19 protein-coding genes are annotated in these 15,585 nt (G+C 59.0%); 14 read left to right on the top strand and 5 right to left on the bottom strand.

Going from position 1 to position 15,585, the window contains the following annotated elements:
* Nucleotides 1-53: 53 nt before the first annotated feature.
* The 7 genes from ACR0EL_RS18110 to ACR0EL_RS18080 all read left to right on the top strand — a co-directional run bounded on the left by ACR0EL_RS18110 (nt 54) and on the right by ACR0EL_RS18080 (nt 6,555).
* Entirely contained in the window at nt 54-1,757 is a 1,704-nt protein-coding gene (locus ACR0EL_RS18110) for an acyl-CoA dehydrogenase (RefSeq protein ID WP_480501453.1), read from the top strand.
* 19 nt (nt 1,758-1,776) lie between these two features.
* The gene (locus ACR0EL_RS18105; protein ID WP_480501452.1) at nt 1,777-2,802 is read left to right on the top strand and encodes an MBL fold metallo-hydrolase; all 1,026 of its coding nucleotides are present in this window, start codon (nt 1,777-1,779) and stop codon (nt 2,800-2,802) included.
* 3 nt (nt 2,803-2,805) lie between these two features.
* A complete protein-coding gene (locus ACR0EL_RS18100; protein WP_353013580.1) occupies nt 2,806-3,258 on the top strand; it encodes a DUF6173 family protein in 453 nt (150 codons plus the stop codon).
* A gap of 56 nt (nt 3,259-3,314) precedes the next feature.
* Nucleotides 3,315-5,153 (top strand): glycerophosphodiester phosphodiesterase family protein, encoded by a 1,839-nt coding sequence (locus ACR0EL_RS18095; protein ID WP_480501451.1) that lies wholly within the window; start codon nt 3,315-3,317, stop codon nt 5,151-5,153.
* Nucleotides 5,140-5,700, top strand: coding sequence for a hypothetical protein (locus ACR0EL_RS18090; protein ID WP_480501450.1), 561 nt, complete (start codon nt 5,140-5,142; stop codon nt 5,698-5,700). The genes ACR0EL_RS18095 and ACR0EL_RS18090 overlap by 14 nt, the downstream gene beginning before the upstream one ends.
* Before the next feature lie 67 nt (nt 5,701-5,767).
* Entirely contained in the window at nt 5,768-5,902 is a 135-nt protein-coding gene (locus ACR0EL_RS18085) for an aa3-type cytochrome c oxidase subunit IV (RefSeq protein WP_170535738.1), read from the top strand.
* Between the two features lie 20 nt (nt 5,903-5,922).
* Nucleotides 5,923-6,555, top strand: a complete 633-nt coding sequence (locus ACR0EL_RS18080) for a hypothetical protein (RefSeq protein ID WP_480501449.1) — start codon at nt 5,923-5,925, stop codon at nt 6,553-6,555.
* On the opposite strand, the gene ACR0EL_RS18075 is transcribed toward ACR0EL_RS18080, so the two are convergent.
* Nucleotides 6,544-6,876: an AzlD domain-containing protein gene (locus tag ACR0EL_RS18075; protein WP_480501448.1), complete on the bottom strand. Its 333-nt coding sequence runs from the start codon at nt 6,874-6,876 to the stop codon at nt 6,544-6,546. The two genes, ACR0EL_RS18080 and ACR0EL_RS18075, sit on opposite strands and share 12 nt — an antisense overlap.
* Nucleotides 6,873-7,583, bottom strand: a complete 711-nt coding sequence (locus tag ACR0EL_RS18070; protein ID WP_353013586.1) for an AzlC family ABC transporter permease — start codon at nt 7,581-7,583, stop codon at nt 6,873-6,875. Before ACR0EL_RS18070 ends, ACR0EL_RS18075 begins: the two co-directional genes overlap by 4 nt.
* On the opposite strand from ACR0EL_RS18070, the gene ACR0EL_RS18065 reads away from it, so the two are divergent.
* Genes ACR0EL_RS18065 through ACR0EL_RS18040 form a run of 6 tightly spaced genes read left to right on the top strand, consistent with a single transcriptional unit; the run spans nt 7,582 to nt 12,747 of the window.
* The gene (locus ACR0EL_RS18065) at nt 7,582-8,523 is read left to right on the top strand and encodes a formate dehydrogenase accessory sulfurtransferase FdhD (RefSeq protein WP_480501447.1); all 942 of its coding nucleotides are present in this window, start codon (nt 7,582-7,584) and stop codon (nt 8,521-8,523) included. The two genes, ACR0EL_RS18070 and ACR0EL_RS18065, sit on opposite strands and share 2 nt — an antisense overlap.
* Nucleotides 8,516-8,962 (top strand): hypothetical protein, encoded by a 447-nt coding sequence (locus ACR0EL_RS18060; RefSeq protein ID WP_480501446.1) that lies wholly within the window; start codon nt 8,516-8,518, stop codon nt 8,960-8,962. Before ACR0EL_RS18065 ends, ACR0EL_RS18060 begins: the two co-directional genes overlap by 8 nt.
* Nucleotides 8,959-9,603, top strand: a complete 645-nt coding sequence (gene mobA, locus ACR0EL_RS18055) for a molybdenum cofactor guanylyltransferase MobA (protein ID WP_480501445.1) — start codon at nt 8,959-8,961, stop codon at nt 9,601-9,603. Before ACR0EL_RS18060 ends, mobA begins: the two co-directional genes overlap by 4 nt.
* Entirely contained in the window at nt 9,600-10,091 is a 492-nt protein-coding gene (gene mobB / locus ACR0EL_RS18050; RefSeq protein WP_480501444.1) for a molybdopterin-guanine dinucleotide biosynthesis protein B, read from the top strand. Before mobA ends, mobB begins: the two co-directional genes overlap by 4 nt.
* 20 nt (nt 10,092-10,111) lie before the next feature.
* Nucleotides 10,112-12,157 (top strand): molybdenum cofactor synthesis domain-containing protein, encoded by a 2,046-nt coding sequence (locus ACR0EL_RS18045; RefSeq protein ID WP_480501513.1) that lies wholly within the window; start codon nt 10,112-10,114, stop codon nt 12,155-12,157.
* 41 nt (nt 12,158-12,198) lie between these two features.
* Nucleotides 12,199-12,747, top strand: coding sequence for a GNAT family N-acetyltransferase (locus ACR0EL_RS18040; protein WP_480501443.1), 549 nt, complete (start codon nt 12,199-12,201; stop codon nt 12,745-12,747).
* On the opposite strand, the gene ACR0EL_RS18035 is transcribed toward ACR0EL_RS18040, so the two are convergent.
* The 3 genes from ACR0EL_RS18035 to ACR0EL_RS18025 form a co-directional block, all read right to left on the bottom strand.
* The gene (locus ACR0EL_RS18035) at nt 12,744-13,739 is read right to left on the bottom strand and encodes a hypothetical protein (protein WP_480501442.1); all 996 of its coding nucleotides are present in this window, start codon (nt 13,737-13,739) and stop codon (nt 12,744-12,746) included. The genes ACR0EL_RS18040 and ACR0EL_RS18035 overlap by 4 nt on opposite strands.
* Before the next feature lie 14 nt (nt 13,740-13,753).
* Complete coding sequence (gene greA / locus ACR0EL_RS18030; protein WP_170453169.1) at nt 13,754-14,224, bottom strand: transcription elongation factor GreA; 471 nt, start codon at nt 14,222-14,224, stop codon at nt 13,754-13,756.
* Nucleotides 14,225-14,459: 235 nt separating this feature from the next.
* Nucleotides 14,460-14,840, bottom strand: coding sequence for a VOC family protein (locus tag ACR0EL_RS18025; protein ID WP_480501441.1), 381 nt, complete (start codon nt 14,838-14,840; stop codon nt 14,460-14,462).
* A gap of 87 nt (nt 14,841-14,927) precedes the next feature.
* Here ACR0EL_RS18025 and soxR point away from each other — a divergent pair, with 87 nt between their 5' ends.
* Nucleotides 14,928-15,383 carry a redox-sensitive transcriptional activator SoxR gene (gene soxR, locus ACR0EL_RS18020; protein ID WP_353013598.1) on the top strand — a complete coding sequence of 152 codons (456 nt, stop codon included), beginning with the start codon at nt 14,928-14,930 and terminating at the stop codon, nt 15,381-15,383.
* Nucleotides 15,384-15,585: the final 202 nt, after the last annotated feature.

Genomic DNA, 15,585 nt, shown 5'->3' with positions numbered 1-15,585 from the left:
GGAAATCCAAGCCCGCCTGCAAACAGCCGATCAGACAGCTCCTGAGGGGAACAATGCCATACCGCGCGCCGCTTTCAGATTATCAGTTCCTGTTCCAAAACGTTGTGGGCTTCGATCAGATCGCCGCGACAGATCGCTTTGCGGATGCCAGCTCGGATGTGGTCAGCGCGATCCTGTCTGAGGCAGGCAAGATGTGCGAAGAGGTTCTGGCCCCGCTTCAACGACCCGGTGATCTGACGCCCGCTCGTTTGGAAAACGGTGTTCTGCGCAGCTCGCCCGGTTATGCCGAGGGCTGGAACGCGATTGCCGAGGGCGGTTGGATTGGCATCAGTGGCGATCCGGAATATGGCGGCATGGGCCTGCCGATGACCGTTACCACCGCAGTGAACGAGATGATGAGTGCAGCCTGCCTGTCACTGCAATTGGCCCCGCTGATGACACAAGGACAGATCGAGGCGTTGGAGCATCATGCCAGTGACGATCTCAAAGCATTGTACCTGCCCAAGATGATGGCAGGTGAATGGTCTGGCACAATGAACCTGACCGAACCGCAGGCTGGGTCCGATGTTGGCGCGTTGACCTCGAAAGCTGAACCCAACGGGGACGGCACATACGCAATCACGGGGCAGAAAATTTATATCTCATGGGGTGACAACGACTTTGCGGGGAACGTCTGCCATTTGGTTTTGGCGCGTCTGCCGGATGGGGTTCCCGGTACCAAAGGGATATCGCTGTTTCTGGTGCCCAAGTTCATTCCGGATGCCGAGGGCAATCCGGGCGTTGCCAATGATCTGAAGGTCGTCTCGCTTGAACACAAGCTTGGCCTGCACGGCTCGCCGACCTGTGTGATGCAGTATGACGGGGCGACCGGTTGGCTTGTGGGCAAAGAGCATGGCGGTATGGCGGCCATGTTCACAATGATGAACAACGCGCGTCTGGGCGTAGGCGGTCAGGGCGTGGGCGTGGCCGAGGCTGCCTATCAACACGCGCTGGCCTATGCGATGGATCGCAAACAGGGCAAAACGCCCTCGGGCACTATCATTGACCATGCTGATGTACGCCGGATGCTGGCCGAGATGCGCGCCGACACCTTCGCCGCGCGTGCGATTATGCTGGCGAATGCAGTGGCAATCGATATGGCGCAGGCCACTCAGGATGCCGATTGGGCCGCGCGTGCCGCGCTGTTGACCCCTATTTGCAAAGCCTTTGGATCACAGACCGGGATGCGCGTCTCGGAAACAGGTGTTCAGGTACATGGCGGAATGGGCGTGATCGAAGAAACTGGGGCGGCTCAATACTACCGCGATGTCCGCGTGGCGGCGATTTATGAGGGTACAAATGGCATTCAGGCCATGGATCTTGTCGCCCGCAAGATGATGGATGGGGGCGAAGCCGCATCGCGCCTGCTGGATGAGATCGAAGACCATGCCGAACAGGCCCGTGCCACGTTGCCTGATCTTGCCGGTCCAGTCTGGGAAGCAACCGAGTCCTTGCGTGAAGCAACCGAATGGATGGTCAGCCAAGGGGATATGAACAACCGGTTTGCCGGGGCGCATGCCTATCTGCATGCCTTTGCCCGTGTTCTGGGTGGGCATTACCACCTCAAGGCAGCATTGGCCGATCCGCAAGGGGCGCGGGGCAAGCTGGCGCGGTTCTACATTAATGGGTTGCTGCCGCAGTATTCCGGTCTGTTGGCGCAGGCGCAAAACGGGGCCGAGGACCTGTTCGCGCTCAGTGCAGATGATCTGGCGGCTTAAGAGCTGAATGGCGGTGTCGATGATCGAATATCCCTGGCCCGACCCGCCCGCACCTGGTGAGGCGATTGAAATTGCCGAAGGTGTCCTGTGGATGCGGCTGCCGTTGCCCATGGCGCTGGATCACGTCAATGCCTACGCGCTGGACGATGGGGATGGCTGGACCCTTGTGGATACTGGGATTTCATCCGGGAAAACACGCGCGATCTGGCAGCAGCTGATGTCCGGTCCGCTTGCGGGCAAACCCGTCCGCCGCGTGCTGGCCACCCATCATCATCCTGATCATGTCGGGAATGTGGGATGGTTTCAGTCTGAACATGGCGCAGAACTTCTGACCAGTCGCACCGCCTGGTTGTTTGCGCGTATGCTTACATTGGATGTTCAGGAAAGCTGGCCCCAGGAAACGCTGGACTTCTACCAGAGCGCAGGCATGTCTGCCGAGGTTCTAAACAAACGCAAGGCTGACCGGCCCTTCAACTTTGCCGACACGGTGTATCCCATGCCATTGGGGTTCACGCGGGTGAAACAGGGCGATGTACTGCACGCGGGTGGGCGCGATTGGGATGTGCACATGGGCAACGGCCACGCGCCGGAACATGTCACACTCTGGAGCCGGGACGACAACCTGGTGCTAAGCGGCGATCAGATCCTCAGCTCGATCAGCCCAAACCTGGGTGTCTATGCAACCGAACCCATGGCCGACCCGGTCTCAGGCTGGTTAGAGGCGTGCGAACGGCTGGAAGGGCTTGCGCGGGCCGATCATCTGGTTCTGGGGGGGCATAAGCTGCCCTTTACCGGTTTGCCCCTGCGTATGCGGCAGCTGATCGATAACCATCATGGTGCGCTGAAGCGCCTGCTGGATAATCTGGACACACCCAAAGCTGCGGCGGATTGCTTTGCACCGCTGTTCAAACGGACCATTCGTGAGGGCGAATATGGCCTCGCGCTGGTCGAAGCGGTTGCACATATGAACCATCTTTACCACATTGGGTCCGTCACCCGGACGCGCCGTGCAGATGGAGCCTGGGTCTACCAACGCAAAGGGTAAAGAATGCAGGACGAGATCGAGACCTCAGCCGAGGCAGCCGAAGCAGCGGCACTGCCGCGCTGCTATGAGGTGCACGCCAATTCCGAAGCTGAGTCTGGGTCGAAGCCTCTGCCGGAACCTTTGCAGAAACCGGTTGAAACCAAAAGCCCGGCGCAATGGGCTTATGAACGTTTGATCCTGTACATCCAGAATTTCGAAAAGACACTGGACGGCGATCACGAGGTCGCAATGGGTTTCACTGGCGGCGACGCGGGTGTGCTGCGGATCGAAGGGATGGGCTATTTTGACCCTGATATCATCACCTTCTACGGCTCGGACGGGGCCGGGGGCCGTACCCAGCTGGTGCAGCATGTCAGCCAACTGAATGTGATGTTGCGCGCCTTGCCGAAATCGGTCGAAGACAAACCAGCCAATCGCATCGGGTTCCGGCTGGCCGCCGATCTGGAAGAAAGCTGACTTGCAATTCACGGCTACGCGGCCTTGAATGATCCCATCATTCAGGAGGTCACGGCGTGTCTTATGTCTCAGTCATAGTTCGGGCCTATTCTGGGGCCTGGGCCCGGCGGCAGACCTTTGTTCCCATCTACATTGCAGTGCGCCTGCTGCTGATCGCACTCATTGCGCCGGCTATGGCCGCAGCGATCAATCTGGCAGTTTCTCTGTCTGATCAGTCGGCGTTGACGGATCAGGATATCGCCACCTTCATCCTATCACCCGCAGGGTTCACCGCGGCCCTGGTCGTGCTGAGCCTGTTTCTGATGGCCGAGGTTTTTGTCTTCGCGGTCATGGCAGGCTCGCTCCGCATGGATGAACCCAACCCTTGGCGGGCGGGCAGTTCCGCCATCCGGCTGGTGGTGTCACGCCTGCCAGCCCTTTTTGGGTTTGCTTGGCGTTTTATTCTGCGCGTTCTGATTCTGGCGCTGCCCTTTCTGGCCATCTCGGGCCTGATCGCGTGGTGGGCGCTGACGGAATACGACATCAACTACTACCTGACCTTCCACCCGCCCGCCTTCTGGATTGCTGTTCTGCTGATCGGCGCGCTTGCACTGGTGATGGCTTGGGTTCTGATCCGCAGATTGTCGGCATGGGCGCTGTCGCTGCATCTTGTGCTGTTCGAAAATGTCCACCCTGCGCATGTGTTTGGGGTCAGCGCGATACGGATGGAGGGGCGGCAAGGACGGTTGAAGTTGTCTTTGGTCGCATGGCTTGGCCTGCGCCTGGTGATCGCAGCGGTGATTGCGGCGATTGCCGGGTTACTGTTTGCGCTGGTTCCATTGCAAGGCAGCGATCATCTGCGGTTGGCGCTGATCTATAGCCTTGTGATCGCGGGGCTTTGGTCATTGTCGGGGTTGGTTTTAGCGGCAACGGCGCTGGGCGCGCTTGCGTTGCTGTTGGACGGGTTCTTTGAGCCTCAGGTCGCGGATATCCCGCATCCCGAACCGCGTCGTCTGCGCCTGTCGCTGATCGGCGCCGTGGGCCTTTCGGTGATTGCGCTGCTGGTCGGCAGCTGGTTTGGCCATCGCCTGCTGGAACGGGTGCAGGCACCGGATCGGGCCGAGGTGATCGGTCATCGTGGCGCGGCAGCGTTGCGGCCCGAAAACACTATGGCCTCGGTTCTAAAGGCGATCGAGGACGGTGCGGATTGGGTTGAGATCGATGTGCAGGAAACCGCGGATAATGAGGTCATTGTGGCCCATGACAGTGACTTCATGAAACTGGCGCAGGTCGATCTGAAGGTCTGGGATGCCACGATGGAGGACGTGGCAGAGATCGATATCGGCAGTTGGTTTGGCGCCGAATTCGCGGACCAGCGCACCCCCACGCTGCGCCAGGTTCTGGAGGCCGCCGAGGGCAAAACCAAGGTTATCATCGAATTGAAATACTATGGCCACGATATCGATCTGGAAAACCGGGTAATCACTCTGGTCGAAGAGTTCGGGATGCAGGATCAGATCGCAACGATGTCTTTGAAATACCCTGCGGTGCAAAAGATGAAGACCCTGCGCCCGGATTGGCGCGCGGGCGTTCTGGCCGCGACCGCCGTGGGAGATTTATCGGGGCTTGAGGGTGATTTTGTCGCGGTGAATGCCGCGTCAGTCTCTCCGGGACTGATCCGCTCGGTGCACGACGTGGGTAAGGATATCTATGTCTGGACGGTGAACGATCCGCTGCAAATGTCTGCCATGGCCTCAATGGGCGTTGACGGTTTGATCACCGACCGACCGGCAATAGCACGCGAGGTTCTACGGATCCGGGCCGAGATGGGCCCAGCTGAACGCCTTCTGCTGTGGCTCGCCACCACCTTTGGTATGCAGGTCGACACGCAGGCGATGCGCGATGCAAGCCCGTAAGTTAGCGGTGCTGCTGGTCTGCCTATCCGGTGCTGCGGCGGCTCAGGATTTGATGCGCAGCGTCGAGATGCCTGCACATCGCGCTTTGATTGCGCAACGGGGCACTGTGCCTTTGACACCGTTTGAAACAGATGGCTGTTCAGGTGGCCTGTCGACCAGCTGGCGCTGGGTAGCTGACACGTTCCCGCAGATCGGCGACCTATATGAGGCCCACCCTCCGTGGGAGGAATGCTGCGTGATCCACGACAGGGCCTATCACAATGCGGGCGCAGCCTTGCTGCCCGAGGACAGCTACGACGCACGCCTGTCTGCAGATCAGACCCTGCGCGCCTGCGTTAAGGATCATGGGGACACACATGCCGAGGATTATGCCCAGCGTTATGACATGACGCCGGATCAAGTGCGCAACGTTCATGCGCTGACGGCAGATGCAATGTATGGTGCCGTTCGGTTCGGCGGCGGACCTTGCAGCGGGCTGCCGTGGCGCTGGGGGTTTGGGTATCCGGGGTGTTCTGTTTTTGGAGATCGCACCCCTGCGCGCGAATGACGTCGTGACAGCCCCTGCCTTTTCGATTATCCAACAGGAAAACACGCGAATTGGGATTCTGAGACTCATGGCTGACCACAAGCACGGCGAAATGGACATCACCGTTCAAACCAAAACCTTCAACGGCTTTATCAAAGCCACCACATGGTGTGTGATTGCTATCGCCTTCCTTTGCCTATTCCTGGCGGTTTTCGCAGCGTAACGCGTAGCGAGGACTGCCCCGTGTTCCGGATTTTGATTGCCTGCCTACTGGCAGCAACCGTTGCAGGCTGCGCAGGCTCGCAGCGCCCTCAAGCTGATCCGTCAGAGATCGTATCCCGGTCTTACCGTGATCCGGGGCCGTCAACGCTGACGCTCTATACAATGATCAACACGCGCACCGGGTCCGGGGCGCATACGTCGCTGATGATCGGTGGCAGTGAACGGGTGATCTTTGATCCAGCGGGGTCTTTCCGGGCCGATGTTGTGCCGGTCCGGGACGATGTTCTCTATGGCATTACCCCGGCAGTCGAGCAGGCCTATCGCAGCTCGCATGCCCGCGAGTCGCATTATGCGCGTGTTCAAACCATTCAGGTCTCACCCCAGCAGGCGGAAATTGCCTTGCAACTGGCTAAACAGAGCGGTCCGGTCGCGGGTGCGTTCTGTGCGAACTCAACAGCGCGATTGCTGCAACAGGTGCCCGGATTCGAGCAGATCGACGTGACCTTCTATCCTGTGAAACTCTCGGATCAATTTGGTCAATTGCCCGGTGTAGTGACTGAAGACTATCGCGAAAACGATGATGCCGATCTGCAAAAAGGTCTGGCGGCGAACAATGCGCGTCTCAATCAGTTGGACGCGGCCCTAGCCGAGTAGATAGAGCAGACCGTAAAGCGTCGCCGCTCCTGAAAAGATCGCGGCGAGGACGTTTTTGCTAAGCACCCCAACGCCCAGTGCCATTGTTGCCGCTGCCATACGTGCAATATCGGGCTGCCATTCGGTGGCCGCGGGCCAGACAACCAGCGGCGCGATCAACGCAGGTAGGATCGCCACAGCCGTATAACGCAGATGGCGCAGCAGCCATGGCGGCATCGGGCGGTCTCCGACCAGACCGATAAAGGTAAATCGAAGGGCAAAACTGCCAATCGCCAGGCCGACGATAACAGTCCACATGGTGACAGGATCGATCTGGGTCATGTCTTCCTCCGCTCCAGCATCACTTCGGACTGCGCACCCGCGATCATTCCTGCCGTTCCTGCGATCAAAAGGCCCAGGTTGAACGGGACAGAAACGGTCAGGAGGGCGACGATGATTGCGACAAAGGCTGCGATCACATGGGGCAAAGTGCGCATCATCGGCCCGATCATGGCCAGAAAGGTGATCGGAAGGGCAAAATCCAACGCCCAGCTTTCAGGAATACGCGCACCCAGTACGGCACCCAGATATGTAGCCAATATCCAAAGCGGCGTGATCGGTGTGACCGATCCAAAGAAATACGCCATCCTCTGCGGCAGCGTCATCTTCGGTTCTTTTTCGAATTGCACGATGCTGCAGGCATAGGATTGGTCGACCGTCAGATAGGCCGCGAAAGCCCTTTGCCACATCGGGGCCGCGCCCAGAAACGGTGTCAGTGACGCCGAATACATCGCCACCCGCAGGTTCACCGCCAAGGCCGAGGCCAGCACGATCACCGTTGGTGCGTTTTCCTGCATCAGCTGCAAGGCAGTGAATTGCGCCGCGCCGGCGAAGACCGTGGCGGAAAAGGCAACCACCTGTACGATGCTCAACCCGGCCTCGGTCGCAAAGACACCGAACAAGGTACCGAACGGGATGGCGACAAATATGAACGGCGTCCCGTCGCGAAAACCCTTCCAGAAGTATGACTTGGATGTGGCGTCTGCCATGGCGAAATCCTATGGTGATCGCAGCAGCAGTAGCGGTCTTGAGAGAGGGTTGCAATTGGCCACGAAACCGAATGCCTCGGACTACATCATCGCGCCTGATCCGGGAGCGCCCCGGTTGACCCGTGCCGTCGAAGGTGTGGACCAGAATGGTGAGGTCAGCCAGATCTCGGTGGTGGAAGAACGCCCGCTGACGATTTTTCTGAATTCACAGGAAATCGTGACGGCGATGACGATCGGTGACTACCCGGAATACCTGGCGCTGGGCTTTCTGCGCAATCAGGGGATGTTGCTGGTGGATGACCAGATCACGCGTGTCGAATATGATGATGATCTGGAAACGGTTGTGGTGCGGACGCAGCGCGAGACCTCGTATGAGGAGAAGCTGAAGAAAAAGACCCGCACCAGCGGCTGCGCTGTGGGCACCGTCTTTGGTGACATGATGGAGGGGTTGGAGGACGTGCGTTTGCCGCAGGCCTCAGTGCGCACCTCGTGGCTTTATGATCTGGCCGCCAAGATCAATCGCACACCGTCTTTGTACCTTGAGGCGGGCGCGATCCACGGTACGGTCTTGTGCCGCCAGAACCGACCGCTTGTATATATGGAGGACGTGGGCCGCCACAACGCGGTCGACAAGATCGCAGGCTGGATGCTGTCCGAGGGTGAGGCAGCCGATGACAAGATCCTCTACACCACAGGCCGCCTGACATCCGAGATGGTGATCAAAACCGCGATGATGGGCATTCCGGTTCTGGCCTCTCGGTCCGGTTTCACCGCCTGGGGTGTCGAAATCGCCCGCGAGGTTGGATTGACCCTGATTGGCCGGATGCGAGGTCAGCGGTTTGTTTGTTTGTCGGGCGAGGATCGGTTGCTGCGGGATGTTGATCCGGCGAGTGTCGCCGTTGAGGATAAGAAGCATAGACGGAAGAGTGCGGATGATTGAAATGCTCACAGGGCTCGAAGAGTTGCTGGTCCTACCGGTTCTCTGTGTTACAGCGCTCTATTCCATGAGATTCCAATATGCGGATGAACTCGCGATGGATATGGCGCTGGCGACCTATCCCGACGAAGTACTGGATCAGCTTGGATGGAGCGCTCTGACCGATTTGATCGCAGCCTCTCGTGCGGCCGTTAGCTCGTCACGGCGAAAGTCGACGCGTCGGCGTATTATGTTTTGGGGACTTCCTGCATTGAAAGGTCTCAATAGACCGGCCTTAGCTGCGACGCGGCGATACCGGTTAAACACTGTGGCCATGTTCATCTCGGTGTTTCTGATCGCAAGCGCTTGGTCTGTCTGGTTGGCTGGCCTTCTGATTTTGGTTGCTGTCGTTTTATTTTTACGAACACCAAAATGGCCGACGCTGGAAGGGTTGCCGGCATGATAAAACCCCTCGGCATCATCCTCGCAGGCGGACTAGCGACCCGAATGGGCGGCGGTGACAAGGGCCTCTTGCAGATTGGCGGGCAGAGCCTATTGAACCACGTGATCGACCGTCTGTCCCCACAGGTGAGTGGTCTGGCTCTGAACGCCAATGGTGATCCAGAACGGTTTGCAAACATCAACCTGCCCGTCATACCGGATACAATAGAAGGGTTCGCGGGTCCTTTGGCGGGTGTTTTGGCGGGGCTTGACTGGGCGGCGGAGCGAGGGGCGGACCGTATCGTTACGGCTGCGGCGGATACGCCGTTCCTGCCAAGTGATCTGGTCGCGCGCCTGACTGTTGCAGCCGAAGGTCAGACCCATCCGCTGGTTCTGGCGACCACTCCGCGCACCGGGGATGAGGCGTTGAAATCAGGTGGCAGCAAGCGGATCAATCGGCATCCGACCTTTGGCCTCTGGCCCGTTGCGCTGCGTGATGATCTGCGGGCTGCGCTGAACGACGGGCTGCGCAAAGTGGTGCTGTGGACCGATCAGCATGACGGGCGCGAAACACTGTTCCCGGCTGAGCCGTTCGATCCTTTTTTCAACGTCAACACGCCGGATGATCTGGCGTTGGCCGAAAAGCTGTTGGATCAGGCATGAAGGTCTACGGCGTCACTGGCTGGAAAAACGCGGGCAAAACCGGGTTGATGGAGCGGTTGGTGGCCGAGCTCACAGGGCGGGGTTTCTCGGTCTCGACCATCAAACACGCGCATCATTCTTTTGATGTTGATCAGCCAGGGCGGGACAGCCATCGCCACCGAATGGCGGGTGCCCGTGAGGTTCTGCTGGCCTCGGGGCAGCGGGTGGCGTTGATGCAGGAATTGCGGGGTGCCCCGGAACCCGCGCTAAAGGATTTGCTGGCCCGCCTGTCACCGGTCGATCTGGTGCTGATCGAAGGGTATAAGCGTGAACCTCACCCCAAAATCGAAGCGTTTCGGGCCGAGCCCGGCAATCATTTGATTGCTGACGGCGACCCCACGATCCGTGCAATTGCCAGTGATACGCCGCTGACGCTGGATCGTCCTGTCTTTGACTTGAACGACACGGTGGCGATTGCGGATTTCATTCTGGCCGAGGTCGGTTTGTGAGCCTGTTTGACAGCTTTGCGATGGTGGATTGGTCAGGTGGTAACGATACCGGGCCGACCCCGCGCAAAGATGCCATCTGGGCCTGCGTTGTGCGTGATGGCAAAGTGCGGGCGCTTGACTATCTGCGCAATCGTGTGGTGGCTGAAACCTGGCTGCGGGACCTGATCGAGACCGAACTGGCGGCGGGTCGACGTCTGTTGTTGGGGTTCGATTTCCCGTTTGGCTACCCTAAAGGCTTTGCCGAAGCCATGACAGGCCACAATGATCCGTTGGCGTTGTGGGATTGGCTGGAGACACAAGTCGAGGATTCACCGAACGCCAATAACCGGTTCGATCTGGCGGGGCTGATCAATAGCCGGTTTGGTGGCAAGGGCCCATTCTGGATGAATGCGCTGCGTCGCGATATCGACGGGCTACCGCGCACGAAACAGGACTACCACAATCCGTTTCCAGACCGCCGCGCAGTCGAAATGCAGGCGAAAGGCAGTTTTACCTGTTGGCAAATGGCCGGGGCCGGGTCTGTCGGGGGGCAGTTGATGATGGGCCTGCCGGTGCTCAACCGATTGCGGCATGCCTTCGATGGCAAGGTCGCAGTCTGGCCGTTTCAGCCGCTGGATAAACCAGTCGCGTTTGTCGAGATCTGGCCCTCACTCAACCTGGGCTCTGCCCCGCCGGACCGGATCAAAGATGCCTGGCAAGTGGAACAGGTCGCCTTGACTTTGTCCCGGCTTACCGATCAGGAATTGACAGAACAGTTGGATGTTTCAGCCCCCGAGGAGGGGTGGATTTTGGGTGTACCACAGGACAAACCGAACATAGCGCCGCCGCCATTGCGAAACGATTGTTTTGCCTTGCCTGCGGGTGTGAACTGGACGCCGGTGGATGAGGCCTTGGCGCTGCTGAGGGACAGGTTGCATCCGGTGACCGGGATCGAAACTGTTCCGCTGTTGCAGTCTGTGGGTCGTGTTCTGGCCGAGGATGTGGTGGCAAAACGCTCGAACCCGCCGCAACCCAACACGGCGGTTGATGGCTATGGCTTTGCAGGCCCTGCCGCAGATGGTGCACAGGTGATGCCTTTGACTGAAGGTCGTGCAGCGGCGGGCATTCCATTTGATGGCCAGGTTCCGCCCGGCCATGCGCTGCGCATCCTGACCGGGGCGACCCTGCCCAAGGGCGTGGATACGGTGATCCTTGAAGAGGATGTGACGCTGAAGGATGGTCACATCGCGTTCCGAGGGCCGTTGAAAAAAGGTGCAAACACGCGCCGCGCGGGTGAGGATGTGGTGGAGGGTGACACAGCCCTTGCAGCCGGGCGCAGGCTAACGCCCGCGGATATGGCTTTGTTATCGGCTGTCGGTATCGCTGAGGTGCCGGTTCGCCAAGCCCTGCGCGTGGCGGTTCTGTCGACCGGGGATGAACTGGTTGAGCCGGGCGATACGGCGGGTGCCGGGCAAATCTTCGATGCCAATCGTCCGATGTTACTGTCTCTGATCGCGCGGATGGGATTTGTGCCTGTTGATATGGGACGGGTCGAGGACGACCGGGATGTGCTGCGCAAACGGCTGGACGAGGCCGCCGCGCAGGCGGATGTCATCCTGACCAGCGGAGGGGCCTCGGCAGGGGATGAGGATCATGTGTCTGCCCTTTTGCGTGACGCGGGTGCGATGCAGGAGTGGCGGATTGCGCTGAAACCCGGGCGGCCTTTGGCGCTGGGCATGTGGTCCGATACGCCTGTTTTTGGTCTGCCCGGCAATCCTGTGGCGGCCATGGTGTGTACCCTGATCTTCGCACGACCTGCCCTGTGCTTGATGTCGGGCGAAGGATGGGTTGAACCACAAGGGTTTGAAGTGCCTTCCGCCTTCGAGAAGCGCAAGAAACCCGGTCGCCGTGAATATCTGCGCGCGCGTCTGCGCGATGGCAAGGCCGAGGTGTTTCATTCGGAAGGGTCAGGCCGGATCAGCGGGCTGAGCTGGGCCGAGGGGCTGGTCGAAATCGACGATGGTGCCCGGCATATTCAACCGGGCGATCCGGTACGGTTCATTCCTTACGGCAGTTTCGGGCTATGAGTGTCACCGTCTCGAAAGGGTTTAGTCCAGATGAACGGCCGATGGCTGCTGCACTGTTCTGGCAGGCCTTCGCAGCGAAATTACACAAAGTGATGGGCCCGGAAGAACGGGGTTTGGCCTTTTTCGAGCAGGCTCTTAATCCCAATTTCGCATTTGTTGCACGCGACTCGTCCGGACAAATACTGGGGCTTGCCGGTTTCAAGACCAACGAGGGTGGTCTGGCCGGAGGCAGCCTGTCTGACCTTGCGCGGGTCTATGGATGGTTCGGGGCACTGTGGCGCGGCACGGTGCTGAGCGTGTTGGAGCGAGACCTGAAACCCGGTGTGTTCCAAATGGATGGTATCTTTGTCGCAGCTGAGGCGCGCGGGAAGGGCGTCGGGACGACATTGCTGAGCGCGATCAAGGATGAGGCGCGCAGCCGTGGCATGACCGAAGTGCAATTGGATGTGATCGATACAAACCCGCGCGCGCAGGCTTTGTATGAACGCGAAGGATTCAAACCGGTAGGTTATGAAGAGACGGGGCCATTCGGGTATGTGTTTGGGTTCAGCAGTGCAACCAAGATGAGTTGGGCCGTTACACCCGTCTAATCGAACGTCCCGGCAACACGTCCCACCAGCATAAAGGCGCGCGCCGTTCTGGTGTCACCCAGCGCAGTCAGTTCGGCATCGCTGGCGTCAGGTTCAAATTCAACAATCATGTTGTCGAACCGTCGCAGGAAATGATGCGCCGCATCCCGGAAAATTGGGTCTTGCTTCATCCGCGCCGCCGTCAGCGCCAGTGACGATCGATCCCGAATTCCACCCAAAGCCGCCACGGCACGCCCACGAGCACCTTGAGCGAATTGCCGCCAGATCTCAGGCCGTGCCATGTCGGGGCGTAGATCATCCATATAGATGCCTTCCTGGCTGAGCAGGGTCAGCACATCCTGCGAGGCTTGAACCAGCTTGGCGACCTTTCGGTCCTTCAATGCCATCCGCAGCGCATTGAAGCCTTCGGTATCTTTATCTGTTTCGGGAAAATTCAGGGCGCGGATGAAGATATCGGTTGTCAGTGGTGGCGTGATCTCTTCGGCTGTTGTGCCCAGTGCCAGCGAGGTTTGATCTCCGGCAACCGGGGCTGGCTGAAGGGTCTGAACAGGCTCGCGGCGTTTGGTCGAGAATGTGGCCAGGGCATCCTCGGCCTTTTTGGTTGCTGCGGCGATCTCGTCCAGCTTTTTGCTCACCGTCGGTTCGTAAGAGCTGGCGGCGCGCTGCTGCTGCACCACATAGGCCTGGCGGATCGCATCTATGGCAGTCTGCAATCGGGCGCTTTCCTCGCGCATGACACGGCTGGCACGCATGGCCGTAGCGGCCACCCAGATCATCGCCACCGGCATAAACACCGCAAGAAAGGTCACGATGATCCCACTACCCTCGGCCTGATCGGGCAGCACAAGAAACACGACCGATATCACCAGCCAGACGACACTCAGCACAGCGGCGGCGATTTCGATCGAGGTTACAGGCGTCTGGTCCGGGCGATCATAGATCCCCAGCGAGGTAGGCCGTTCGGTTTCCCGGTCAGGTTCGTTCCCCGACATGTCAGATGCTCCGGTCAGGCGTATTCGATGCTCAGAACTTCATAGGATCGCACACCGCCGGGTGTACGCACTTCGACGCTGTCGCCTTCATCCTTGCCGATCAGGGCGCGGGCCATGGGTGATTTGATGTTCAGCAGGCCGTTTTCGATATTGGCCTCATACTCTCCGACGATCTGCCAGGTCTTTTCCTCGTCGGTATCCTCATCGACCAATGTGACCTTTGCGCCGAATTTGATCGCGCCCGACAGTTTAGCGGGATCGATCACGTCAGCCAGCGACAGGATGCCTTCCAGTTCCTTGATGCGGCCTTCGATAAAGCCCTGCTTTTCGCGGGCCGAGTGGTATTCGGCGTTCTCCTTCAAATCACCCAGTTCTCGCGCCGATGCGATCGCTTCGATGATCGCCGGGCGCTCGACGGATTTGAGGTTTTTTAGCTCCGCTGCCAGCGCGGCATTGCCCGCAGGCGTCATTGGAATCTTTTCCATAGTCTTGTGGTCCACGCATAAATTGAGCCGCCCCGCCGCAGGGAAAGCGTCGGGGCGAATGATGGGTCGTTCAGTACCTGACCTAAATGGGGCGTGAATTGCAAGAGGCCAAGGGGCAGCCTGCGTTCAATTCGCGGCTTAGCGCCGTTGGGGTGGGCCGGGCGCGCGCCTGTGACGGTGATCCGGGGGCTTGTCCCGGCGCCAGCGGCGCGAATGGGTGCAGAGCCACAGCATCTCAATCATATTGGACCACTTCGAATTCTATGCCGTTGTCATCGTCGAAATAGAACCTTTTGCCTGGTTCGTAATCTGCATGGTTATGGGGAGTGAAACCGGCGTCGCGCACTTTGGCTTCGGTGGCGTCGATATCTTCGACCAGAACGCCAACATGGTTCAGGCCACCGACGATGTCGTAGCTGCTCTCTTTTGATGACTTGGGACTATCGGGCTTGTAGAGCGCAAGATAGGTGTGCTTGGTGCCCACGTGCACGGTGTAGCCGCCGGCCATCGCGGGACCTTCCCAGCGGGTTTTCCAGCCAAAGACCTTTTGCATCCACGCTGCCGAGGCCTGCGGGTCGCGGACAGTAAAATTGGTGTGTTCAAGCGTCGCCATCATGGGATCTCCTTTGCGAATTGAGACTTGTCACGACTCACCTTAATTTCTAAACCTAACTTTAGGTCAAGGTATTTTTGCGAGGGTCCAATGGCTGCATCTGAAGGGCTGGCAATCGGCGCACTGGCCCGGCGCACTGGTTTGGCTGTGTCGGCCATCCGGTACTATGAAGCGCAGGGTCTGATTTCGCCGTGGCGCAACGCGGGCGGGCAAAGACGCTATCAACGGGCCGATATCCGACGGCTGAGCTTTGTGATGATCGCACAGCAGTTCGGCTTGACCCTGCCGGAAATCCGCGAGGTCCTGTCGGGCCTTCCGGGCAACCGCACCCCGACACCGCAAGATTGGAAGGATATCAGTGTAACGCTGCGGGCGCATTTAGATCAGCGAATCGATACATTGGTACGGCTACGCGACAATCTGGATGGCTGCATCGGCTGCGGGTGCTTAAGCCTGCCGAAATGTGCTCTGTACAATCCAGATGATCGCGCCAAATCAAATGGGAGCGGTCCCAGATACCTGATGGGCGACTCGCCAGAGGCTTAACTGCCGCATTGCAGTAATGTTACGCCGTGTTTTGATTGACCAAGGTCTTTCCGACCATGTAATCAGCCGTGAAACAAAATTGCGCCGACTGCACGAGAAAAGCGCCAATTCGGAAAGTTAGCTAAGGAGCCCGCGATGGCCGATATTGAACGCGAAGCGATGGAATATGACGTGGTGATCGTGGGTGCAGGCCCTGCGGGCC

The sequence above is a fragment of the Ruegeria sp. AH12 genome, assembly GCF_056541465.1.
Note: the sequence above shows the minus strand (reverse complement) of the source record. Positions and strands in the feature narration are given on the sequence as shown.